This is a genomic window from Emticicia agri (genome assembly GCF_004168285.1).
GTDB classification, from domain to species: Bacteria; Bacteroidota; Bacteroidia; order Cytophagales; family Spirosomataceae; genus Emticicia; species Emticicia agri.
Genome location: NZ_SEWF01000032.1, coordinates 1 through 24,979, shown reverse-complemented (window position 1 = coordinate 24,979; position 24,979 = coordinate 1). Strand labels below are relative to the sequence as shown.

Genomic DNA, 24,979 nt, shown 5'->3' with positions numbered 1-24,979 from the left:
TAATTGTTTAGTTAAACCTGATGCGAAGATAAATATATTTTCTATTATGAATGTAAATTTTAAGTTTTTTTAACTAACATTTTTTTTTACGGAATTTTTTACAAATATTTACCTATAATTAATATTTTGTATTCCGCACCTGATTCAGAAAAATCCTCCGGCTCATCATCGCTTTCCTTCTTATTTCTAAAAGAAAATTGTACTTTTTTGTGATTCGTTGACAATAAATTGCCTATTTGCATCGTTTTTTTGGACTTAGGCATTGTATTTGTCTAATTTTGTAGCAGAACCAAATCAATATATAATGTTAAAAAAATATGTATTGGGTTCGTTGTTAGTCGTTTCATCATTGGCTTCCAAAGCTAATGACCTTCCAAAATCCCCCACAACTTCACCGAACGAGGTAAGCGATAAAAAGAGTAATTCAAAATTAACCGACGACCTACAACGATTCGCCCGAAAGCTTATTGGCATCCGCTATTTATGGAGCGGCAAAACACTCAAAGGATTTGATTGTTCCGGTTTAGTAAACTACGTATTTGCCAAATTTGGCATGAAACTCAGCCATCGTAGTATAGACCTTTTTAAAATGGGCTATCAGACAACGCCCGAACATGCGCTACCCGGCGATTTGATATTTTTCAAAATCAATGCTAACAGAAAAGATGAGGTATCTCATGTAGGTATTGTGCTGGAATCTGATAAAAATGGCCTGAAATTTATTCATTCAGCCTGCAAAACCGGGGTTAGTATCAGCTATTTAAAAGAAAAATATTACGCTTCACGTTTTGCAGGAATCCGACGTGTAATAGATAGTCTGAAATAAGGTAAATAGTATTTTTGCCAAATATTCGTTTAGAAAATATTTATTTTCCCAAACAAAGAGTTGCTTTATCTACAAAGTAACTCTTTGTTTTTTTGTAAATGCAAAGGTTTTACAGAAGAATACATAAAGGTGAAAATATCGGTATTCATGCTGTTTTTATAGATAAATTTTCCATTATAGAATTTATTTAAAGATAATTTCGGTAGGCAAATAATGTATTATAGATATATTTCCATGCTAAATTTTGCATTTGTTTTGCTAAATGCCGTACTTTGTAGAAGTATCAAGAAATTCCCTTTTGCGGAAATCCAACCGAGTAGAAACACTACGGTGGTAAAAAGATGCGGGCAACAAGTTTTCAGATGCTTGTTTGTCAAAAACAGTTTCTTTTTTCCTTCTGCATAGCATAGAGTTTTAGCATACACTTTTTGCAAATCATTTAAAACTAAATAAGATTTATGGCGTACCTATTCACTTCCGAATCAGTATCGGAAGGTCACCCGGACAAAGTTGCTGACCAAATTTCTGACGCTCTTATTGATAATTTTCTGGCGTTTGACCCCTCTTCTAAAGTTGCGTGCGAAACACTCGTAACAACAGGTCAAGTGGTTTTGGCAGGTGAAGTAAAAACTAAAACCTACCTTGATGTACAAACAATTGCCCGTGATGTAATCTCAAAAATTGGTTATACTAAATCAGAGTATATGTTCGAAGCCAATTCATGCGGTATATTATCAGCGATTCATGAACAATCCGATGATATTAACCGTGGTGTTGACCGCACAGCAGATGAGAAAAATTTTGAAGAAAAAGCTGATGCCCAAGGTGCAGGAGACCAGGGAATGATGTTTGGTTATGCTACTCGTGAAACCGACAACTATATGCCTCTGGCTTTAGATCTGGCACACAAAATTTTACAGGAATTATCCAGCATTCGTCGTGAAAACAAACGTATTAAGTACCTGAGACCTGATGCAAAATCTCAGGTAACGATTGAATATACAGATACTAACAAGCCTGTTAGAATAGATACCATTGTAGTTTCGACTCAACACGATGATTTCGGTACAGACGAAGCAATGTTGGCGACTATCCGCAAAGACATCATTAATTACGTGATTCCTCGTGTAAAGGCTAAGTTAAAGCCATCGTTACGTAAATTGTTTAACGACCAGATTACTTATTACATTAATCCAACCGGAAAATTTGTGATAGGTGGCCCGCATGGTGATACAGGATTAACAGGTCGTAAAATTATTGTTGATACCTATGGCGGAAAAGGTGCGCACGGTGGTGGTGCTTTTTCAGGCAAAGACCCATCAAAAGTTGACCGTTCTGCTGCTTATGCTACCCGCCATATTGCTAAAAATCTGGTGGCTGCCGGCGTATGCGACGAAATTTTAGTGCAGGTATCTTATGCGATTGGTATAGCTAAACCTTGTGGTATTTTTGTAAATACTTATGGCACTGCTAAAGTAAAAGGCGAAAACGGTAAAAAACTTTCGGACGGAGAGATTGCAAGGATTGTAGAGAAAATATTTGATATGCGTCCTTATGCTATCGAACAACGTTTGAAATTGCGTAATCCGATGTACTCTGAAACGGCTGCTTACGGACACATGGGTCGTGAGTCAGAGTGGGTTAGAAAGGTGTTTAAAGGACCTGAAGGTGAGAAAGTTGTAGATGTTGAACTATTTACCTGGGAAAAATTAGATTTTGTTGAGAAAGTGAAAGAAACTTTCGGAATTTGATTTGCCCAAATTGTATATAAAAAATAAGGAGGGCTCATATCCTCCTTATTTTTTTGTATATTGAATTTTCAGTATGTTTTGAAATAAATGAAATTTTTGACATTTTGAAGATAGTAAAAACAAAAAAGGTGCTGGAAGGCACCTTTTTTGTTTTTACTATATGTATGCTATTTATCTTGCTACTTCAATAAACCTACCATCTTGGTATTTTATAATAGGTACAATCTTATTTTCATTAGAGTGGCTGGTATAATCAAAGCCGTCAAGTGTATAACCTTGGGTATATTCAATAGCATCTAAATTGCTTCGAAGCCTATTTTTACCTGATTTTAACATTCGGCCATAAAACAGCAACATATCGTATCCCCAGTAACTATAATAAGATGGCGCAATATTCTGGCTATTGATATAGGCACTTCTGAAATTTTTTACCTCTTCTTTTTCTCTGTCCATATAGTCTAACTGAATCAGATACAACTCTCTGTTAAAGATATTAAGAGAAGAGCCTTCAAAGTCAAAAGCCGTCGACGCTGCTATAATAGGGGAGCTAACTCTTTTTTTGTCTAAAGCACTTATAATTTTAGCCCCTAAGTTTTGTTCACTGATTGAAATAAAAATATGATCAGGCTTAAGTTTAGCATCAATATTATCGGCATTCAGGTATTTTTTAATAGCTAATACTTTCAACCCTTTTTCCATAGCTTTATCTCGGTATATATAGGCAAAAGTGGAGTCTTTACGGCTATTACCATAATAAATGCTTACCGAACGTGCCGATTTTTCATTAGCAATATATTCAATAGCTTTGGCAGCCTGAGTTTCGTAAGAAGGAGAAGCTAAGAAGGTATTTTTATCATTACTTACCAATTGAAGGTTATTCGATAACGGATGTATCTGTATAGCATCGTTAGATTTGACAAAATTATTAGCTACTTTGTTTACTTCCGGATACAGCGGCCCAATAATCATATCCACTTTATCAAAACCACGGTTACCCACTACTTCGTTGGCATGTTTTACATCACGCTCTATATCAAAAGCGTATAAGTTAACATTGATTTGCTCATTGGCTAATTTTTCTTGTGCCAGTTTCATGCCCGCATACATATCATAGATATACTGGTTGGAACGGTTGGTTCTGTTTGGGTCAAACTCAAACAGGCGAAAGGGTAACATAACCGCTACATTGATAGCGTTATCATCTTCTTTTTTCGTTCTTCTTGAAGATTTACTATCCGAATTTCCTCCTAACTTAAACTGGTTGGTTAATTGGTCAGATAATTCTAAATCTTCTCTGCTTACATTTTTACTATTCTGAATATGGTCAACTATCAGCTGAGCAAGTACCGGATTATCAGGCGATGTTTTATAAAGTTGTTTTAAATGGCTTAGTTCTTTAATTTTGCTCAGATACACATACTCCATATTCTCAATCTCCTGTCTCCAGGCTTTAGAAGTAATACGGTTGAGTGCCTGTAAGGCTTCTTCCGGCTTATTTTCAGCAAAAGCAATATTGGCATATAAATAAGTAGCATCTTCCATCTTTCTCCAGTCTGGAAAGCGGTCGAAAAGCTGTTTCAGAATAGTACGGGCATCATAAAATTTATTCAGTTTAAAAGCTGATAGCGCATAATAATAATGTGCGTAAGGGGAAACCGTGTTTTCGTATTTCTTATTGGTGAGCGGTAAAAGTAGTTCTCTTGCCTCAATATATTTCTGGTCGGCGTAAAATTGCACAGCTTTCTTATATCGCAGCAAATAATCATTGTCGCTAAGACCAGCTTGCTGTTGCGCTATGGCAGCATATGATAGGAATAAAAAAATGAAAATATTTTTTGTCCTTCTCATAGGTTGGTTCAAGGGATTTATATGAATTGCGTGTAAGGATACCTCACACGCAATATAAATTATTTCTTTTTATTCGGTTGTTGTTGTTTCTTTTTCAACTCTTCCTGTTGTCTGCGGCTTTCTTCGGCCATTTTTACCTGGTTTTCCATAAACTGCGCAAACTTTCCTTTTTTAGCAGCCTGTGGGTTCGCCTGATATTTTATCTTATTATTCATCAGAATCCCCCGAATTTTATCTTCATCAACGAATCGGCGTACAATTTGTTGTTGCGCAATAGTGATAACGTTTGAAACAAGGTAGTAAAAACTTAATGCCGCCGGAAAACTATTTAAAACAAAGAAGAAAACTATCGGAAATACATAGCTTAATTTCTTCATATCAATAGGACCCGGCTGGTCTGGGGTAATCTGGTTATTATAATACGTAAACGCCAAACTCGATAGGGTCATTAGTACCACAAACAAACTGATATGATTACCAATAATCGGGAGGTCAGTAGCCCAGCTGATCGGATAATCGTAAGTTGAAAGGTCAGAAGCCCACAAGAAGTTTTTCTGACGGAACATAATCATGTTCGGAAACAAAAAGAATACCGACATCAGAATTGGCATCTGCAACAACATAGGTACACAACCACTCAGGGGATTCACACCTACTTGCTGGTAAAGCTTCATTTGTTCCTGCTGCATTTTCACCTGGTCATCACCCACCTTTGCGCGAATCTCGCTTAGTTCAGGTGCCAGAATACGCATTTTAGCCGAACTGATATAAGACTTGTAAATCAGTGGTGTAAGCACCAGTTTAATTACCAATACCACCACTATAATTAATAACCCATAATTACTGATAAGGTTTTCGGCCAGGTTAAATAAAGGTACAAAAATGTAGCGGTTAATAGGTTTTACAAAGTCATAACCTAAATATACGTTTCTGTGGAAACCCGTAGCCACTGTTTTAACCAGGTTATAATCATTAGGCCCGAAATAGAAACGGTAATTGCCTTTACCTGTTTTCAAATCAGCAATAGGCAGATTTGCCTCTACTTCTGCAATCTTTACTACATTGGGGTTTGTTTCAGGAGTAGTCAGTTTAAACTTAGGCGTAGCCATTGCCTGATTTTTAGCTACAAAACCTGTAATGAAGTATTTTTGCTTGAACGAAAACCATTGAATAGGGTCAACCAGATTTATTTCGTCGTTGCCTATTTTATTAGAGCCAATATCGTCAAAATCATCTTCTTTCGCATCCCAATAGTTGATTTGAGCTGCTTTTCGGTTTTCGTTAATATCATGCTCTAATACTTTCAGGTTATCTTGCCAGAATAAACGGGCAGGCTGATTTTGTACAACGGCATCTAAGCCTACCAGATTTACATCATAATCAACAGTATACCCCGTACCTTTAATGGTATATACCTGCTCTACATATTGATTATCAGCCAAAGCAGATTTGAATACCAGTCTGGTAGAATCGCCTGCTTTTAATACTGTCGATTGATTGGCAGATGTATAAAACAGTTTCTTTAAATCTACTTTCCCTTTATTGGTCTGAATCTCAAGATTAATGGTCGAAGTCTTGTTATCAAAAAGGGTCAAAGGTTTTTTATTACCTGCTTTGAAATCGCCGTAGGCAGAATAATTTTTCAGCGTAACCTCTTTTATATCTCCTCCCTGTGTAGTAAACACAAAACGGGTATCCTGATTTTCGATAACTATATCTTGTGCAGTTCCGATAGCTGCTGATGCAAAATCACCAAATGCGGCTTTAATAGCTGTAGTATCGGTAATAGGAGCATTTTTAGGTGTTAGTTTTGTTGCATCTGCCGGAATTGCTGGTTTTTGCTCTTGAGGGGGAGTTGAAGGCATAAAATACATATATCCAGCCCACATTGCCAACAACAATACAATACCAATTATCTGGTTTTTGTCTATTAATTTTTCCATTAAAAATTTATAATTCGTAAAAAATCCACTTTGCAATTCAAATTGCCCTACAAAAGTCGCAAACATTCATAATAATTCCTAATTATTAGGCTTTCTCTAAGCGCTTGGCGTTCAAAGATTTAAACACTAATTAACTAAGTACTAATTTCTTGTTGGAAGCGTATTCTATAGCTGCTTTCACGAAGTTAACAAAGAGTGGGTGAGGGTTCATTACCGTACTTTTTAATTCAGGGTGAAATTGTACACCTATAAAATAAGGATGATTAGGCAATTCTACTATTTCTACCAATCCGCTGTCAGGATTAATACCTGAAATAACCATACCTGCAGCTTCATAATTTTTCTGATACTTGTTATTGAACTCCCAACGATGACGGTGGCGCTCGCTGATATTGGCTTTGCCATAGATTTTTTTGGCTAATGTCTTGTCTTTTAGTTTACAAGCATAAGCACCTAAGCGCATGGTACCACCTTTATCAGTTACATTTTTCTGCTCTTCCATCAGGTCAATTACCGGAAATTCGGTATCCGGTGCCATTTCGGTTGAATGTGCTTCAGGCATACCAATTACGTTTCTGGCAAATTCAATACAAGCCATCTGCATACCTAAACAGATACCAAAAAACGGAATGTTGTTTTCTCTTACATAGCGTACTGCAGCTATTTTGCCTTCAATTCCTCTTTCGCCGAAACCCGGAGCTACTAATACACCATCAAGCCCGTCAAATTTTTCTGCAATGTTTTCAGGAGTAAGGCTCTCAGAGTGAATCCACTCAATATTTACTTTACATTCGTTAGCTGCACCTGCATGAATAAATGATTCGGCAATTGATTTATACGCATCTTTTAACTCTACATATTTGCCCACTAAACCAATACGCACCTCTTCAATCGGATTCTTGTATCTGCCTAAGAAACCCTTCCAGGCATCCATGTCAGCATCCTGGTCGTTATAGATGTCTAACATATACAATACTCTCTGGTCGAGCTTTTCTTTCTGCATCAACAAAGGCACATCATAAATCGTTTCAGCATCCATTGCCTCAATCACAGAATTTTGCTCTACATTACAGAAAAGTGCTATTTTTCTACGAATATCTTGCGGAAGCGGGTGTTCGGTGCGGCAAACAATAATATCCGGCTGTACGCCTGATTCCTGTAGCATTTTAACCGAGTGTTGTGTCGGTTTTGTTTTTAACTCACCTGCCGATTGTAAATAAGGTACGAGCGTCAGATGGATAACAAGCAGATTATCTGAACCTAAATCCCATTTTAACTGACGTACTGCTTCTACATAAGGAAGCGATTCGATGTCGCCCACGCAACCACCCAATTCGGTAATGATAATATCAAAATTACCTGTTTCTCCTAACTGAAGAATGTTTCTTTTGATTTCATCGGTGATATGAGGGATTACCTGCACAGTTTTTCCCAAGTAATTTCCCTTACGCTCTTTCATAATTACATTATAATAGATGCGTCCGGTGGTTACATTGTTGGCTTGTGAAGTAGGAACATTTAAGAAACGCTCATAATGGCCTAAATCAAGGTCGGTTTCGGCACCATCATCAGTTACATAGCATTCGCCATGCTCATAAGGGTTCAGTGTACCTGGATCTACATTGATGTAGGGGTCAAACTTTTGAATAGTTACGGATAAGCCTCTTGATTGGAGGAGTTTGGCTAAAGAAGAAGCGATAATGCCTTTTCCAAGTGATGAAGTTACGCCGCCCGTAACGAAAATATACTTCGGATTTCGGGGTTGCCCGTTCATTGACATGTTGTCTTAATATCTTTGATTACGGGATACAAAGGTACGATTTTTTGTCGAACTCTTTCGGGTAAAATTTGAGAAGTTTTTGCTTTTTACCTTAAAGTCCTGACTATCAGAGGCTTGTTCTTTTAATTAAATTTCCAGATATTTCTTTATTATGGACAGTTATAAGAAAAACTCTCATGATAATTTTCATCTTTACCGTTGTATTTGCGGGTAATTCTGGTTTTAGTCGGAAACTTTTTGTCGTTATAGTCGTACTGGTAATTATAACTAATGTCTCCGTTGATGGAATAGACTTTAGCCGAAGTTACGTTGTTTTTATTGATAAAATAGGTGGTATTTTCTGTGCCTACACTTGCTGAAAAGATAACAAAATACAGCATCACATTAGATAAAGGTAAACCAAGGTAAGGCGAGTTTTTATCATCGAAACTCAGGTTTTCTAATAGCGTATTTGTTTTGCCGTCTTTTATAATGCTTATTTTAGCAACATTCCCGGCTTTATCATACGTAATGGTAGTTTCAAGAATATCTTCAAAAATAGGAAGCGATAAATTGATACGTTCTACCTGTTTTTTAGTGTTTACATAGGCATTGCTCTTAAACTCAAAAGGCTTGCCTGCACTGTCTTTACCAACAAAATTAATAGTTGATAGCCCTCCTTTGGCATCATACTGAAACAGAATATAATAGCTTTTATCTCTTGAGTTTTCGGCTTTAACAGGTAAGCCGTTTTCATAAGAAATCCTGTCAAAATCGGCAAAGCCCTCTAAGGAGGTCATGAGTTTTTTAGTGTCGTAGTCGAAATTATAAACAATGCCATGCCCATGACTCGCATTTTTCAATAAACACAATTCCGTTTCTTTAGTCTCGCCTTCTCCTGTTCTGGCCAATACATCTAAACGATTCTTGCAAGCGAACGTAAGAAAGACTAACAGCAGTAAAATATATAATGACTTATGAACGGGCATGTGTAACAAATTATATGAATCAGATGATTAAACAAAGCAAATATCATGCAGGAAATAGTCAGGATACAAATTTAATTTACCCTGCCATGATTTCCTGTAAAATTACAAATAAAGCTATTCAGACACCATAACCTTACTACTTTTCCTATTAAACTATATTAGTGATTAGGGAAAACTATTCTTTCAGGCAAGGCGTTTATATATATACAAGAGTTGCAATAATGAAAAACCAGTTAGCGAATTATCGATTAATAGGAGATAGAAAGGCAGATGCCCTGATACAGGATTTAGTAGCGCAAGAGAGCATAAGTTTTCTTCGTAACTTAATGCCATTTCTGTCAGATTTTAAAAAACTTAGTTTTCAAAGTCAACCACAGCTATTGCAAGACTTCTTAGCTGAAAATTCTTCTTTCCCTGATTTTTTCAATAAAAAAGAGCTCATTCGGGCTACGGATTTTTATCGGCAAAATCAGCAGACCATCGGGTTAATCTTAGGACTGTATGCTTTGCCTTATTGCTACTTAGGTGCCGACGGTGCCAGAGTATTGTATTTATCAGAAAGAATCAGGAAAGATACTTATAACCGGTTGGTTGAAACAGGTAATTTTCTGAAAGCAGTAATGAATTATGATAACTGGACGAGTAATAAAATATTTGCCATTTGTACCAAAGTAAGACTGATGCACGCAGCCATCAGATTTTTTACACTACACAGCCAGAGATGGGACATGGCATGGGGACACCCGATTAATCAGGAAGATATGCTGGGCACTAATCTGGCATTTTCGCTGATTGTATTGAGAGGTATGCGAAAACTGGGCTATAGTATTGATAGTACCTACGAAAGAGCCTATCTGCACGCCTGGAATATGATTAGTTTTTTATTAGGTATTGAGAATGATTTATTACCTGCCAGCGAACAGGATGCCATTAAACTTGAACGGTTAATTGCTGAACGACAATTCAGACAATCGGCTGAAAGTCAGGCATTAACAGAATCGTTGATGCAGGCTATAAGAGGCATAAGCCCGGGTTCGTTTGCTGCTGATATACTACAGGCGCAATCAAGATTTTTACTGGGCGAAAAATATGCAGAAATGCTGGGTGTAAAAGAAACAAATATTCCTGACACTTTGTTGAAAGTACATAATACTACTTCTGTTTTATTATCGAGATTCTTCGGAAACTGAAGACAAAATGGACAATTCTAATTTAACATCAATGACTAAAGATAAAATCAAACAAGCCTACATAGAGCATATTCTTGACAAGGGTACTCAACCTGAATCAGTTTATGCTTTCTCTAAAAAACTGAAAATCAAAGAAGCTGCTTTTTATGAAGAATACACTTCGTTTCCTCAGATAGAAAGCGAAATCTGGAAAGGCTTCTTTTTAGATACGATTACGACGGCACAGGACGAGGAAGTGTATGGCGAGTATTCGGTTCGTGAAAAAGTACTGGCCTTTTTCTATACGTGGGTAGAAGTTCTCAAACAAAACAGAAGTTTTATCCTGAAATCGTATGAAGGATTTCAGAAACCTGTTTATATGAAGCGTAATATTCAACTCACAGATTTTAAAGTTGCCTTCTACGATTATATCAATGAACTGGTATTAGAGGCTCGTGAAACCAAAGAAATAGAGCAACGCCCGCTTCCGCAAATCACTCAGCGTTATCCCGACTTATTCTGGGGTAAGACCTTATTTATCTTAGACTTCTGGATTAATGATACCAGTAAGGCTTTCGAAAAAACCGATACCATGATTGAGAAGTCGGTTAATACTGCCTTCGATTTATTAGGCCGTTCGCCCTTAGATTCTTTATTTGATTTAGGTAAATTTTTATTTCATAACAGAAGAATTTAGTCTTGAACTTTGATTTACCTGATTTGATGATTGCGCTGATTTCTTATAATAAGAACATCGAGAGGTTACATAATTCATTCACAATCTATTTAACCAGTATCAGAGAAATCATCAAATCAGGTAAATCACAGTTCAAGATAATTCACCATTAACACATGAACCCACAAGATAAAATACCTACCTCTAAAGTAGCCAGAGCCACGCAGTTTGTAAAGGCAGGTGTAAAAGTAGGAGGAAACTATATAAAACATTATAGTAAAAAGATTTTAGACCCTTCATTAAGCAAGGAGGAATTGCACAAAGACAACGCCACTGATGTGTATGAAACTTTGAGCAACCTCAAGGGCAGTGCCCTGAAAGTAGCTCAGATGATGAGTATGGATAAAAATCTTTTACCGAGGGCTTACACAGATAAATTTGCGATGGCACAGTATTCGGCACCGCCCTTGTCGTCTCCTTTGGTTATTAAAACTTTCAGACAGTATTTCGGGAAATCTCCGGCTGAAATGTTTGATAAGTTTGAATTAAAGGCTGAAAACGCCGCTTCTATTGGGCAAGTACATTTAGCCTATAAAAACGGCAAAAAACTGGCTGTAAAAATACAGTACCCCGGCGTAGCAGAAAGTATTAGTTCTGATTTAAAAATGGCTCGTCCTCTGGCAGTGCAATTGCTGAGTCTGAACGATGCTGAAATTGATCGATATTTTAAAGAGGTAGAAGAACGATTGTTAGAAGAATCGAACTATGATTTGGAATTGAAGCGTTCTGTTGAGATTACAGAAGCCTGTGCCCATATACCGCATTTGTTTTTTCCGAAATATTATCCTGAGTTTTCATCTAACCGGATTCTGACTATGGATTGGATAGAAGGAATGCATCTGAAAGAATTTTTAGAGACCAACCCCTCGCAGGGAATCAGGAATCAGATTGGGCAGGCACTATGGGATTTTTATGATTATCAGATGCACACACTTCGTAAAGTGCACGCAGACCCTCATCCGGGCAATTTTCTGATGACTGCTGACGGTAGATTAGGCGTATTAGATTTTGGCTGTATCAAAGTAATTCCTGACGATTATTATCAGAATTATTTTGCTTTGATGAACCCTGATACATTGAATGATGAAGAAAAAATCCAGAAAATTTTCTGGGAACTGGATTTCTTGCTGAAAGAAGACTCACCCAAAGAACAGGCTTTGTTTGCTGATATATTCAAACAGATGATTCGTTTATTAGGTCGTCCTTTCGACTCTCATTCCTTCGATTTTGGTGCATCGGGCTATGTAGATGAAATTTATCAGTTTTTGGATTTTATTTCAAAAATGCCCGAATTGAAAAACGGTAATTCGGCACGTGGTTCACAACATGGGCTATATGTCAACCGTACCTATTTTGGGCTTTATACCCTATTAAATGACTTAAAAGCCAATATCCGTACTACCAAGCCCGATTGGGTAACACCTCAGCATTTGAAAGGAGAGTTAGTATAAATCAAGGCTTTTTCTATACATTTGAAACGCTTATAGAGTTTTGTACTTTATAAGCGTTTTCGTTTAAATACCTTTGTAACCTATTTTTAATCATTCATAATTGTTGATTCGATGAAAAAACTTTTCCTTTTTCTGTCTTTAATCGTATTATTCGGTGCCTGTCGCACGGCTAAAGTCGGTAAAACCAACCCCGACGAAGTAGCTGTTACTTTCTTACATCTGAATGATGTATATGAAATATCGCCTTTAGACAATGGTAAAGTAGGGGGTATGGCGAGAGTAGCTACTGTAAGGCAGGAATTATTAAAAGAAAATCCGAATACAATTACGGTGCTTTCCGGCGATTTTTTGAGTCCATCAGTTACAGGTACATTAAGATATGAAGGCAAGGGAATTAAAGGCAGACAAATGGTAGATGCTATGAATGCAGCAGGTGTAGACTGGGTATGCTTTGGCAACCATGAATTTGATTTAGACGAGAAAGATTTACAGGAACGAATCAACGAATCGAAATTTAACTGGCTAAATACCAATGCCTTAGAGAAGATTAACGGTAAGTTAGAGCCTTTTGGTAAGGTAGTAAATGGCACCAAAGTGCCTTTTCCGAAAACACAAATCTTTACTTTTAAAAATGCTAAAGGTCAAGACGTAAAAATGGGAATGTTTGGCGTAGTGTTGCCATCGAACCCGAAAGATTATGTCTGGTACGATGATTTTTTTGAATCAGCTAAAAAAGCCTATAATGAATTAAAGCCGCAATGTGATTTTGTAGTGGCCCTGACACACCTTAATAAAGTTGACGATATGACACTGGCTAGTATGTTGCCGGAAGTAAAACTGATTATGGGCGGACACGACCATGAGCATATGATTGAAAAAATAGGCAATGTAACGACGGCTAAAGCAGATGCTAATGCCAAAACTGCCTATGTCCATAGAATTGTTTACAACAAAGCTAAACATCAGGCCACAGTAAAATCAGAATTGCAGAAAATAGATGATACCATAGTTGATAATGCAGAAGCGGCAGTAGTAGTAAAAAAATGGGAAGATATTGCTGATGCCAGTTTTAAAGCCATTGGCATTGATAAAAACGAAGTAATTACCGATTTAAAAGAGCCTTTAGATGGGCATGAGTCAACTGTCAGAAATCAGCAGTGTGCGATGGGTAACATGATTGCCAAAGCCATGACCACCGCTACACCTGATGCTATAGATTGTGCCTTTTTCAATGGTGGCTCTATCAGAATAGATGATGTGGTTGCTGGCAAACTTACCCAGTTAGATGTATTGCGCATACTGCCTTTTGGCGGAAAAGTAATTGAAGTAAAAATGCGTGGCCGTTTATTAGAAAGAATATTACAGACTGGTATGCAAAACAAAGGAAGCGGAGGTTATCTGCAATGGGATAAAATCAGTTATGATGAGACGAAAAAAGAATGGAAAATCAACGGAAAATTGCTTGATGTAAACCAGGAATATAAAGTAGTAACGAGCGATTTTCTACTGACAGGTAAGGAGCGCAATCTTGACTTTTTTGTAAAAACAAATCCTGATATTATTTCTGTAAATGATTCTTTTTCAGATGGTGATGTGCGGAATGACATCAGAAAAACGGTAATTGCCTATCTGAAAAAAAACTAAAGTTTTTTCCAACCATTCCGGGGCGATTGTTGTCATAGTAGATAGAGAGTAAGTTCTGTTTTTAACACATATTATTATGAGAAAACTGTACTTTTTGGTAATAATCGCCCTGATGAGTAGCTGCATTTCTGAAGAAGAGAAAGCAGCCAATGAAAAAGTGATGGGTTACAGACCTGTTTACACCGACTACGCAAGTATCCGCAAAATAGAACTTCAGCAAGCCAGAGGGCTGACCAGCCCCGGTAAAATTTATATAAAAGGTAAGTACCTCTACATCAATGAATCAGGCGAGGGTATCCATATTTTCGATAATTCAGATAAAACCAACCCCAAGCCTGTTGCTTTTCTTTCAATTCCTGTCAACAAAGATATTTCAATTAAGGATAACATTCTGTATGCAGATAATGGCGATGATTTAGTAAGTATTGATATTTCAAACCCGAATAGTGTAAAGGTTTTGAAGCGTGTCGAAAAGGCATTTCCATATCCGAGTTATCCGAATGAACGGGGGAAGTTTGAATGTGTTGACCCAAGTAAAGGGTATGTAAAAGCATGGGAGTATGTCGAACTAACCAATCCTAAATGTTTCAGATAAATCATGAAAGTTATGAGAAAAATTATCTGTAGTCTGATTCTGCTATTTCTGATATATGCCTGTAAATCAGATTATGTTGGCACAGACAGTGCAAATACTGGTAGGGGAGGCTCTACTGCCCGCTTTACGATTGCCAAAGATTATTTATATATTGTAGATAGCCAGTCATTAAAGGTTTTTAGAATTACTGAGCCCGAAAATCCAACTTTTATTAAAAGAGTGCCGCTCAATACAGTTGTTGAAACTATTTTCCCTTTTGAGGGGCATCTGTTAGTGGGTACACAAACCGGTATGTTTATTTTCAGTATAGCTAATCCCGAAGAGCCTGCAAGAGTAGCCGTATATTCTCACATTGTATCCTGTGACCCTGTTGTGGCCGAAGGTAACTATGCGTATGTAACCCTGCGCAGTGGCAATAATTGTAACCGGGGCTTAAATGCTTTAGATGTTGTTGACATCAGAGATATGAGCAGACCGCAGTTAGTAAAAAGCTATCCTATGCAGAATCCACATGGCTTAGGTGTAGATGGTAAACTTTTGTTTGTAACGGAAGGCGATTTCGGGTTGAAAGTATTTGACAAAACCAATCCTAACGACTTGAAGTTAATCAAAACTTTTGAAGATTTTACTGCATTTGATGTTATCCCTGACGCTAACGTATTGATTATTACCGGAAAACAGGGTATCTACCAATACAGCTACAATGCACAGAATGAACTGAAACTGCTGAGTAAAATTCCGATAGAATCATGAGATATACCATATATAGCTGGTTGTTCGTTTTAGTATTTTTAAATCAATCATTAGCTCAAGATACTCTCCGGAAAAAGCATCTTGCCTTGAAGCTGGCACCGCTGGCTTTTTTAGACATTGATAATACTTTTCAGTTTGCTATAGAACATCGGCTGAAAGGAAACAGATGGACTTTATCGGAAGAATTTGGGTATGGTACAGCAGAAGCTAATTTCTGGACAGCTTCTCTGGGCACTACTCAAAGCAGATTCAGAGAAAATATCCGTGCCAAGATAGAAGCAAGAAGATATAGACCTACTAGCGCGCTTACCGGAAGATATGTAGCTTATGAGTTGTTTTATAAGCAAATCAACGACAGGTCAGATAGGAGTATAGGCCGGGAATGTGAATCCGGGCTATGCAATTATTATGAAATGGTCAATTATCCTATCAATAAATATGTGGTAGGGATAAGCGCAAAAGTCGGATATCAGATAAGAATCCGTAATGAATTGAAAAAAAATACCAACTTTGTATTTGATTTTTATGTGGGTGCAGGTTTAAGGAGAATCATGATTAATCATCATGACCCGAGTGAATCTTTACAGAGCGATATGTCGAATGATTTTTTTTATTATAATGATGGTTTACTCAGCAACTCAGGGCTTGGATACAGAGACAGAAACTACAACATACCCCACCTGGCATTGGGCCTTAAAATCGGCTACCTCATTTTTTAGACCATTCATATTTTTTTCAGTAATTTGTTTTTCAGGCAGTGACGCAAATGCACAGAATAGCTTTTCTTTTCTTACACTAACCAATAATGCACGCCTGAATGCTTTAGGTGGTGTAAATGCTTCACTTTTCGATAAGGATATTAATTTGCATACCGTTAACCCCGCCTTGCTGGACTCCTCTCAACAAGGACAATTGGGTATAAACTACTCACCATATCTGGCACAAAGTAATTTTTTTGCACTCAATTATTCGCCAAAGTTTAAAAAAGCTAATAATAAATGTCAATGGGGCATTAGTTTGCAAAACCTGAACTATGGTACTTTTCAGGGAACTGATGCAGTTGGTAACCCAACTGCCGAGTTTTTGGCAAATGATTTTTCACTGGGTATTACCCATGCCAGAAGAATCAACAATATATCTTTTGGCATCACTGCCCGGTTAGTCGGGTCTGTTCTGGAATCGTATAATTCAATGGCGATACTTACCGATTGGGGAGGTACGTTTAACCATCCGGAATACGATTTGAACTTTGGTGTTGTGGCAAAAAATATCGGGTTTGTTATAAAAAGCTATGGAAATATTAAGCATGACATACCCTTTGATTTACAGATTGGTGCCTCTTTCAAGCCTGCCCATATGCCTGTAAGATTTTCACTTACAGCCCATCATCTCTACGTTTTTGATATAGCCTATAACGACCCTGCATTTAACTATACCTTTGATAATCAGGGCAATAAAGTTCCTGAAAAAATATCTGTGGCAGATAAGGTACTTCGCCATCTGGTAGTCGGAACTGAAATTTTGATTCATAAAAACTTCCATCTGCTTGCCGGATACAACCACCTGCGCCATCAGGAGCTTACTGTTAATTCTTTAGGGGGCGCAGGCGGCTTCTGTTTTGGTGCCAATCTACGAATCAAGCAATTCGGATTTTCATTTTCACGCTCGGCACTTACTACGGGTAAAGGTTATTTTACGTTTAGTGTACTATGGGCTTTACTGCGGTAATAGTTTCTTCTTTATAAAAGAATAATACAAAACTGGTAAGTTTTTTGTTAAGTCTTTACGCTTTTTCTTTAGCTTCTTCCAACTGTTTTTATCACTTTCTTTCTCCCGCTTTTTTAGGTGGATTGTAATTTTTTTATTGCTGATTATCAGGTGTTTATAATTTTTGGTGTATCCGCTTGATAATATTTTTTGTCAATGGCATGGCATTTGCTTTATAAGGATACATAGAGGCAAACCTAAACATTTTTTAATTAGTCTCTCAATATACCCAACTCAAAAAAAGCATATAAAAATTAGGTGTCCATTGTAATAGAAAATAACTATTGCTCTCCTAAATTCATTGATTTAAAGAGAAGCCTCTTTTGGCAGACTTATGTTAACTATAAGTGTGCCATAGGTCTGAGTGTCTGTCTTCTTTTTAGTGTTTTTTCTTCTGCTCTTGCGCAAAATTCTCTTTTATCATCAGCAAATCAGGGTTTACTTTCAGTCGGTGCAAATATTAATTCAGGTCTGTCAGACCAGAATGCCGCTATATTCTCTTTAGCCAATACTACCGGAGAAGAAAGCAAAATCTTTAATGAAGGCGAAAAATTCTTTCACAGAAACTTACCTGCCAATTATGTGAATGGCGACGCAGTAGCTTGTAGTAACGTTACCTCTGCGGGCTATATAAGCACCAGCGATAACCAGACAATCCAGATTTTTTGTGCTACTTCGGTTAATCCGGCCGCTTTTAATAACTACGCATCGGCATCTGGTGGTAGCCAGCAACTCTATTATCAATGGCAGTCGAGTACAGATAATTATACATGGACAGATATTTCAGGAGCAACCAGTGCTACTTATGACTCTCCAACAATCTCTACCTTAACTTATTTTCGCCGTTTAGCAAGAAGATATGAGTGTACAACCTGGCTACCCTCAAATACAATATTGGTAGCAGTAAATATGTTGCCGCAGGTAAGTTTGTCAAGAACTAACCCTACGTGTGGCGCAAGTAATGGAACCATCACCGCCACAGGTAGTGATGGAATTATTGGATTAGGAAGTATTACTTTCCAGAAATGGAGCGGCATCAGCGGCTCAACAGTAGCAAACCTTACCAGCAATGCCAATTATCCGAATAGCCCGACCAGTACTTCTTCATTGACGACTATGGAAGCAGAGACCGATCAGGATGATAATTTTGGTGGTCGGATAATTGGATATATTACACCCACTAAAACAGGAACCTATTATTTCTGGATTGCTTCTGACGACAATAGTGAACTCTGGCTAAGTACTACGTCCAGTGCTGCTAATAGAACCAGAATTGCTTATCATACGAGTTATACAGGTGTACGGGAATGGAATAAGTTTTCTACACAGAAGTCAGCAGCCATTAGTCTGGTAGCCGGGGAAATCTATTATATTGAAGCTATCTACAAAGAAGGCGGCGGAGGAGATAATATGGCAGTAGGATGGGCAAAACCGGGGGAGTCGACGACTGCCCCTTCTGAGGTTATACCGATTGACGCCATCAGACCATTTGCTTCATCTTCTGTAACAACACCAACTTACCAGTATAAATTAGGCAGTGGTTCATTTCAGGATAGCAATGAATTTACGGGATTAGCTGCAGGTACCTATACAGTAACTATTAAAGATGTATATGGTTGTACTACTTCAAGCAATATCACTTTAACTACAACTACACCTACGGTAACAGCAGATAGCAATGAACCTCTTTGTGTAGGACAAACATTAAACCTGATAGGCTCTGCTAACCCAACAGCAGCCACCTATCAATGGACCGGGCCGGGAGGCTTCTCCTCTTCCTCACAGAATCCGACCAGAACCAATGCCACTACCGCTATGAGCGGTACTTATACTTTAGCCGTAACATTCAGCGGCTGTAGTGGTACTTATACGGCTACTACTGCAGTTACAGTTTCGGCGGCTCCTTCTACGCCAAGTGCTACCGGAGCCAGTCGGTGTGGTACAGGTACAGTTGCTCTTACAGCAAGCGGTTGTTCAGGCACATACAGATGGTATAATGTATCTACCGGAGGTTCTTCTTTAAGCACTGGCAGTGGTTTTACGACCCCGAGTATTTCCAGTACAACTACCTATTATGTTGAATGTAATGTTGGTTCGTGTACAAGTAGCCGTGCATCGGCTACCGCTACAGTAAACGCTAATCCGACTGCCACAGCAACCGGAGATACAGAATGTGAAGGCTCTACAGTTATTTTAGGTGCCACAGGTGGAACTTCTTATAGCTGGGCAGGCCCGAATGGTTATACTTCTACTTTACAGAATCCGACCAGAGCCAATGGTACAGCCAATATGTCGGGTGTATATACTGTAACTGTAACCAATGCCGCGGGTTGTACGGCTACTGCCACAGCCAATGTATTAGTAACCCCAATTCCGGAAGCACCTACAGGTTCAGATGTAGCTCGCTGTGGTACAGGTACAGTTACTTTAACAGCTACAGGTTGTAGTGGAGGTACCTATAACTGGTATGCCAATACAACTACCTTAACAAGTTTGGGTACTGGGGCAAGTTATACTACCCCAAGTATTTCAAGTACGACTACCTATTATGTAAGCTGTACAGTAAATGGTTGTGTGAGTACAAGCCGGGGTTCAATGGATGCCATTATTACTTCCCCTCCTTCAGCCCCTGTTACCGTAGATGGTAGCCGTTGCGGTACAGGTTCGGTAACTCTTTCAGCAAGTGGATGCGCTGGCACTTACGCCTGGTACACAACTGCTACAGGTGGTTCTTCAATTGGTTCAGGAAGTACCTTTAATACGCCAGGTATTTCAGGCACCACCACTTATTATGTTGAATGTAACTTTGGGTGTTTAAGTAGCAGATCGGCAGTTACAGCTACTGTAAATCCTAATCCTACAGCTACTGCTACAGGTGATATTGAATGTGAAGGTTCGACAGTTATTTTAGCCTCGTCAGGCGGAACCTCTTATAACTGGGCAGGACCAAATGGTTTTACATCAACTTTACAAAACCCGACCAGACCTAATGGTACAACCAATATGTCGGGTGTATATACAGTAACTGTAACCAATGCAGCAGGTTGTACGGCTACTGCCACAGCCAGCGTGTTGGTTAAACCAATTCCTGGCGCACCAAGTGGAGCAGATGTAGCCCGCTGTGATGTAGGAACAGTTACCTTGACAGCAACCGGTTGTAGTGGTACTTATACCTGGCATGCCAATGCTACTACCTCAGCAAGTTTAGGAACTGGTGCTACCTATACTACCCCAAGCATTTCAACCACTACTACTTATTATGTAAGTTGTACTTTGAATGGTTGTGTAAGCACTACCAGAGGTTCAATAAATGCCATTGTTACTGCTCCTCCTTCAGCACCAAACACAGTTGGTGGAAGCCGTTGTGGTACAGGAATTGTAACACTTTCTGCGAGCGGATGTTCGGGTACCTATGCCTGGTACACAGCCGCTACGGGTGGCTCTTCAATTGGTTCAGGAAGCACCTTTACTACCCCAAGTATTTCAAGTACGACCAATTATTATGTTGAATGTAATTATGGTTGTGTCAGTAATAGAGCCATAGCAACCGCTACTATTAATGCTTTACCAACCATAACTACAACCGGAGACAACGAATGTGAAGGCTCTACGGTTTTTTTAGGTGCATCAGGCGGAACTTCCTATAGCTGGTCAGGCCCGAATAGTTTTACTTCAACTTTACAAAACCCTACTATTCCGAACGGAACAACCGGAATGTCGGGCGTATATACAGTAACTGTAACCAATGCCGCAGGTTGTACGGCTACAGCTACAGCCAGTGTATTGGTAAAGCCTATTCCTTCTGCGCCAACAGGCAATGATAATAGTCGTTGTGGTTCTGGAACAGTAACACTATCGGCTTCAGGTTGTAGTGGAGGCACTTATACCTGGTATGCCAATGCCACTACTTCTACAAGTTCAGGAACCGGAACAAACTATACCACACCAAGTATTTCAAGTACAACTACTTATTATGTAAGCTGTACTATAAACGGCTGTGCAAGTACAACCAGAGGGTCAGCCGATGCAATTATTAAGCCTATCCCTGCTGCACCTACCACAAGCTCTGTTAGCCGTTGTGGAACAGGTTCTGTAACTCTTTCAGCATCTAATTGTGCCGGAACAGTCAATTGGTATGCCAATACGACTACTTCAACAGTATTAGGAACCGGAAATTATACTACACCAAGTCTTGCTGTTGGTTCAACAACTACCTATTATGCTGCCTGTACAGTAAACGGTTGTGTGAGTTCAAGCCGCACTGCTTTAACAGTTACTGTTTTGGTGCCTCCAACAGCAAGCGCATCCAATACAGGTGCCCACTGCATGGGAACAACCTTCAAATTAATAGGTGGAGGAAACGGGGAAAGTTTTTCATGGAGCGGCCCGAATGGTTTTAGCAGTAGTGAGCAATCTCCCTTAGTTACCAGTGCTACGAGTGCTATGGCAGGTGTTTATACACTAACAGTAACTGCCAGTAATGGTTGTACAGCTACAGCTACCACAAATATGGTCATTAATAGCAGCTGTGCCTCTATATGTACAACACCTGTTGCCGTAACGCCAACAAATCCGACCACATGCTCAGGAACTGACGGGTATATTTTTGTAACAGAGTATAGTGCAGGTCCTTACTATGAAAATAGTATGGATGGAATTACCTGGTATAATTCAGAGATGACTTATTCAGGTCTGGGTGTTGGTTATTATACCATATTTATCAGAGACAAAACTTCAAAGATTGTTTGTAGAACTATATCAGCGGTTCTTATTTCTTCAACCAGTTCTTATTTTACTGGTGCTACCACTACTTCTGCCACATCTTGTTCTGCTACTGATGGTAAAATCGTTTTGCAAAATGTTTTAGGAACAGATGACGTTTCGTGGATTTCATCAACAAGCCGTAGCTATGTGAAAGTTTCTACACTTTCTCCTGCTAATACTATATCAAACTTATCGCAAGGTACTTATTATGTAGTAGTTTCCCGAGGGGGTAATCCACTTTGTTATAGTGAAAGAAAAGTAACTGTGGGTAATACCGGACCTGCGTGCCCTCCTGGTCTTTGTACGACTACAAAAAGCTCAAACCTCTTTCCAGGTGGCGATTTTGGTTCAGGTAGTTCTCAGAATGGCCCTTCTTTAGTGCAAGGTGAGACACAATATAGTTATGCCCCTATAACCAGTGACTCGCCCAATGATGGTAATTATTCAATTACGAATTCAACAGATTATAATGGCGCAACAGCTGGCGGAAATATCTTTACAACTTGGGATATTTTAACACAAGACCATACTACAGGCGATGTAAACGGGTATATGATGGTTGTTAATGCTTCTTATAACCCTGATATTGTGATTGAAAGAACAGTAACAAACCTATGTCCGAATACAAGATACGAATATAGTTTATGGATATATAATATTTGCCCTGCCGCTAATACTTCAGGTTGTACCATTAAACCTAACTTAACCTTCCTGGTTGATGGGGTTGGTAAATATACTACTGGTGATATAACAGGAACTGGCTGGCAGAAAGTGGGCTTTACATTTACTACAGGTAATGCTACCACATCAATATTCAGTGTCAGAAATAATGCAACTGGTGGGATGGGAAATGACTGGGTTATTGACGATATCTCTATTACTCAGTGTTTACCAAGTATTGTGCAAAGTGCTGATATAACTAAATGTATTGGCACTACCGGACATACCATTTCTGCTACTGTAACGGATGGTAATACTCAATATACCTACTATAAATGGCAACAAAGCACTGATGGCGGAACCACCTGGACTGATTTGACAAGCGGTGCATCAACTACATTTACCTCAGGAGCCTATACGGTTTCTTACACATTGCCAACTATCGCGGCGGCAATGAATGGCAGAAAATACAAAATTGTAGTAGGCACTTCATTAACTAACTTAGCTAATTCTGATTGCTCTTACGATGGAACTGAAACAACCTTGACCGTACCTGTAATTACAATCAATCCTTCAGCTAACCAGACCATTTGTACAGGTAGTAGTGCAACTATAACAGCCAATGCTTCAGGGGGTACCAGTCCTTATACTTATTCCTGGAGTAATAGCTTGGGAAGCGGTACTTCTAAAACTGTCAGCCCTACTTCTACCACAGTTTATACCGTAACCGTTACAGATGCGAATGGTTGTACAGCCACAGCCACCACACGGGTAACAGTGAATAACTTACCATCAGCACCAACTGCTGTTAACGGAAGCAGATGCGGCACCGGAACAGTAAGTTTAGGTACAACAGGTTGTAGCGGTACAGTAACCTGGTACGCCTCTGCCACAGCTACCTCAAGTTTAGCTACCGGAACTACTTATACTACGCCAAGTATCAGCATTAATACTACTTATTATGTAACCTGTACAGTGAATGGTTGCGTGAGTTCATCCCGGACAGCAGTAACAGCTACAATAAACACGATTCCTACAGTAACCGCAACCGGAGATGTAGAGTGTGCAGGTAATACTATTGATTTATTAGCAACTGGTGGCAGTACCTATAACTGGGTTGGACCCGCTGGTTTTAGTTCTACATCTCAGAACCCAACTATACCTAATGCAACTACGGCTATGGGAGGGGTTTATACCGTTACAGTTACTTCAGCTCAAGGTTGCGCAGCTACAGCAACAGCCAATGTAACGGTTAATCCGACTCCAACACCCGGTATTTCAGGAAGTACAGCTATCTGTATAGGGCAATCCACTACTTTAACAGCCAATGGAGGAACAAGTTATGTATGGAGTACTGGTGAAACTACGACAAGTATCAATGTTAGTCCGACTACAAGTACTGTTTATACAGTAACCGCTTATGAAGCCAACAGTAGTTATACAAATCTGGTAAAAGACCAGTCAATTTATAGTGGTACCAATTTTAATTATATTAACTCTTCAGCTTCATACGCCGGCCCGCAGAGTTTATTTGATGGGGTTGATAATACAGGGGGAGATACATTCCATGCCACCAGAATAACCGGTGGCCAAGATTGGGGTATAGGTTATAATTTAGGAGGAGATTACCTGATTACATCTTTAAGCCTTGATAGCAGAAATGATTGTTGCACAGACCGCTCTAAAGGTGGAGTAATGCAAATCTGGAAAAACGGCTCAATGGTTTATCAAGGTAATGTAGTAAGTGGGACAGGCAATGGAGTGATTAGTGCCAGCCCTGCACCAAATGTAATAGGAGATGAAATAAGATATATTTTTCTGAACGGAGCGAACACCACAAGTGGAGAAACCACACTTAATTTCGCTGAATGGATTGTGGGAGGCTCTAAAGTATGTTCGGCAGTTGCTCAGGTAACAGTTACAGTTAATGCTGCCCCTACGCCAACCTCAGGCTCAAACAGTCCTGTTTGTGTGGGCAAAACCTTAAACCTGACAGCTTCAGGTGGAACTTCTTATTCATGGTCAGGACCAAACTCATACAGTTCAACAAGCCAGAACCCAAGCATTAATAATGTAACAGCAGCGGCGGCAGGAGTTTATACGGTAACTGTAACCAATGCCAATGGTTGTAGTGCCACAGCGACTACTTCGATAGTCATCAACGCCTTGCCAACGCCAACAGCCACTTCAAACACACCAGTTTGCGTAGGGCAAACATTGAATCTGACTTCATCAGGTGGCACAAGCTACTCTTGGTCAGGGCCGAATTCATATAGTTCAACAAGCCAGAATCCAAGTATAAGTAATGTAACTACAGCGGCAGT

General features: G+C 39.0%; 16 protein-coding genes and 1 riboswitch. Of the genes, 11 read left to right on the top strand and 5 right to left on the bottom strand.

Translation table 11 applies throughout. The features are described 5' to 3' along the window. Positions 1-98 precede the first annotated feature (98 nt). Positions 99-263: a hypothetical protein gene (locus EWM59_RS27710; RefSeq protein WP_165372227.1), complete on the bottom strand. Its 165-nt coding sequence runs from the start codon at positions 261-263 to the stop codon at positions 99-101. A 41-nt stretch (positions 264-304) separates the two neighbouring features. Here EWM59_RS27710 and EWM59_RS18935 point away from each other — a divergent pair, with 41 nt between their 5' ends. Continuing rightward, complete coding sequence (locus EWM59_RS18935; protein ID WP_130022826.1) at positions 305-826, top strand: C40 family peptidase; 522 nt, start codon at positions 305-307, stop codon at positions 824-826. 275 nt (positions 827-1,101) lie between these two features. Next, positions 1,102-1,217, top strand: a riboswitch (SAM-I-IV-variant riboswitch). Between the two features lie 67 nt (positions 1,218-1,284). Further along, positions 1,285-2,577, top strand: coding sequence for a methionine adenosyltransferase (gene metK / locus EWM59_RS18930; RefSeq protein WP_130022825.1), 1,293 nt, complete (start codon positions 1,285-1,287; stop codon positions 2,575-2,577). A 171-nt stretch (positions 2,578-2,748) separates the two neighbouring features. On the opposite strand, the gene EWM59_RS18925 is transcribed toward metK, so the two are convergent. From EWM59_RS18925 to EWM59_RS18910, 4 genes are all read right to left on the bottom strand, one after another. Next, positions 2,749-4,425, bottom strand: coding sequence for an ABC transporter substrate-binding protein (locus EWM59_RS18925; RefSeq protein WP_130022824.1), 1,677 nt, complete (start codon positions 4,423-4,425; stop codon positions 2,749-2,751). Between the two features lie 59 nt (positions 4,426-4,484). After that, a complete protein-coding gene (gene yidC, locus EWM59_RS18920; protein WP_130022823.1) occupies positions 4,485-6,368 on the bottom strand; it encodes a membrane protein insertase YidC in 1,884 nt (627 codons plus the stop codon). A gap of 130 nt (positions 6,369-6,498) precedes the next feature. Next, positions 6,499-8,148, bottom strand: a complete 1,650-nt coding sequence (gene pyrG, locus EWM59_RS18915; RefSeq protein WP_130022822.1) for a CTP synthase — start codon at positions 8,146-8,148, stop codon at positions 6,499-6,501. Between the two features lie 149 nt (positions 8,149-8,297). Then, the gene (locus EWM59_RS18910) at positions 8,298-9,116 is read right to left on the bottom strand and encodes a hypothetical protein (RefSeq protein ID WP_130022821.1); all 819 of its coding nucleotides are present in this window, start codon (positions 9,114-9,116) and stop codon (positions 8,298-8,300) included. 221 nt (positions 9,117-9,337) lie between these two features. Here EWM59_RS18910 and EWM59_RS18905 point away from each other — a divergent pair, with 221 nt between their 5' ends. From EWM59_RS18905 to EWM59_RS18870, 9 genes are all read left to right on the top strand, one after another. Beyond that, positions 9,338-10,306: an oxygenase MpaB family protein gene (locus EWM59_RS18905; protein ID WP_130022820.1), complete on the top strand. Its 969-nt coding sequence runs from the start codon at positions 9,338-9,340 to the stop codon at positions 10,304-10,306. Positions 10,307-10,337: 31 nt separating this feature from the next. Then, positions 10,338-10,982, top strand: coding sequence for a TetR family transcriptional regulator C-terminal domain-containing protein (locus EWM59_RS18900; protein ID WP_130022819.1), 645 nt, complete (start codon positions 10,338-10,340; stop codon positions 10,980-10,982). A gap of 155 nt (positions 10,983-11,137) precedes the next feature. Then, entirely contained in the window at positions 11,138-12,472 is a 1,335-nt protein-coding gene (locus tag EWM59_RS18895; RefSeq protein WP_130022818.1) for an ABC1 kinase family protein, read from the top strand. A gap of 111 nt (positions 12,473-12,583) precedes the next feature. Beyond that, a complete protein-coding gene (locus EWM59_RS18890; protein WP_130022817.1) occupies positions 12,584-14,116 on the top strand; it encodes a bifunctional metallophosphatase/5'-nucleotidase in 1,533 nt (510 codons plus the stop codon). A gap of 76 nt (positions 14,117-14,192) precedes the next feature. After that, positions 14,193-14,711: an LVIVD repeat-containing protein gene (locus tag EWM59_RS18885; RefSeq protein WP_130022816.1), complete on the top strand. Its 519-nt coding sequence runs from the start codon at positions 14,193-14,195 to the stop codon at positions 14,709-14,711. Between the two features lie 12 nt (positions 14,712-14,723). Further along, positions 14,724-15,464, top strand: coding sequence for an LVIVD repeat-containing protein (locus EWM59_RS18880; protein WP_130022815.1), 741 nt, complete (start codon positions 14,724-14,726; stop codon positions 15,462-15,464). Further along, positions 15,461-16,183 (top strand): hypothetical protein, encoded by a 723-nt coding sequence (locus tag EWM59_RS27705; RefSeq protein ID WP_165372226.1) that lies wholly within the window; start codon positions 15,461-15,463, stop codon positions 16,181-16,183. The genes EWM59_RS18880 and EWM59_RS27705 overlap by 4 nt, the downstream gene beginning before the upstream one ends. After that, entirely contained in the window at positions 16,110-17,192 is a 1,083-nt protein-coding gene (gene porQ, locus EWM59_RS18875; RefSeq protein WP_165372225.1) for a type IX secretion system protein PorQ, read from the top strand. The genes EWM59_RS27705 and porQ overlap by 74 nt, the downstream gene beginning before the upstream one ends. 297 nt (positions 17,193-17,489) lie before the next feature. Then, the coding region (locus EWM59_RS18870; protein WP_130022813.1) for an Ig-like domain-containing protein at positions 17,490-24,979 on the top strand (7,490 nt) is incomplete at its 3' end.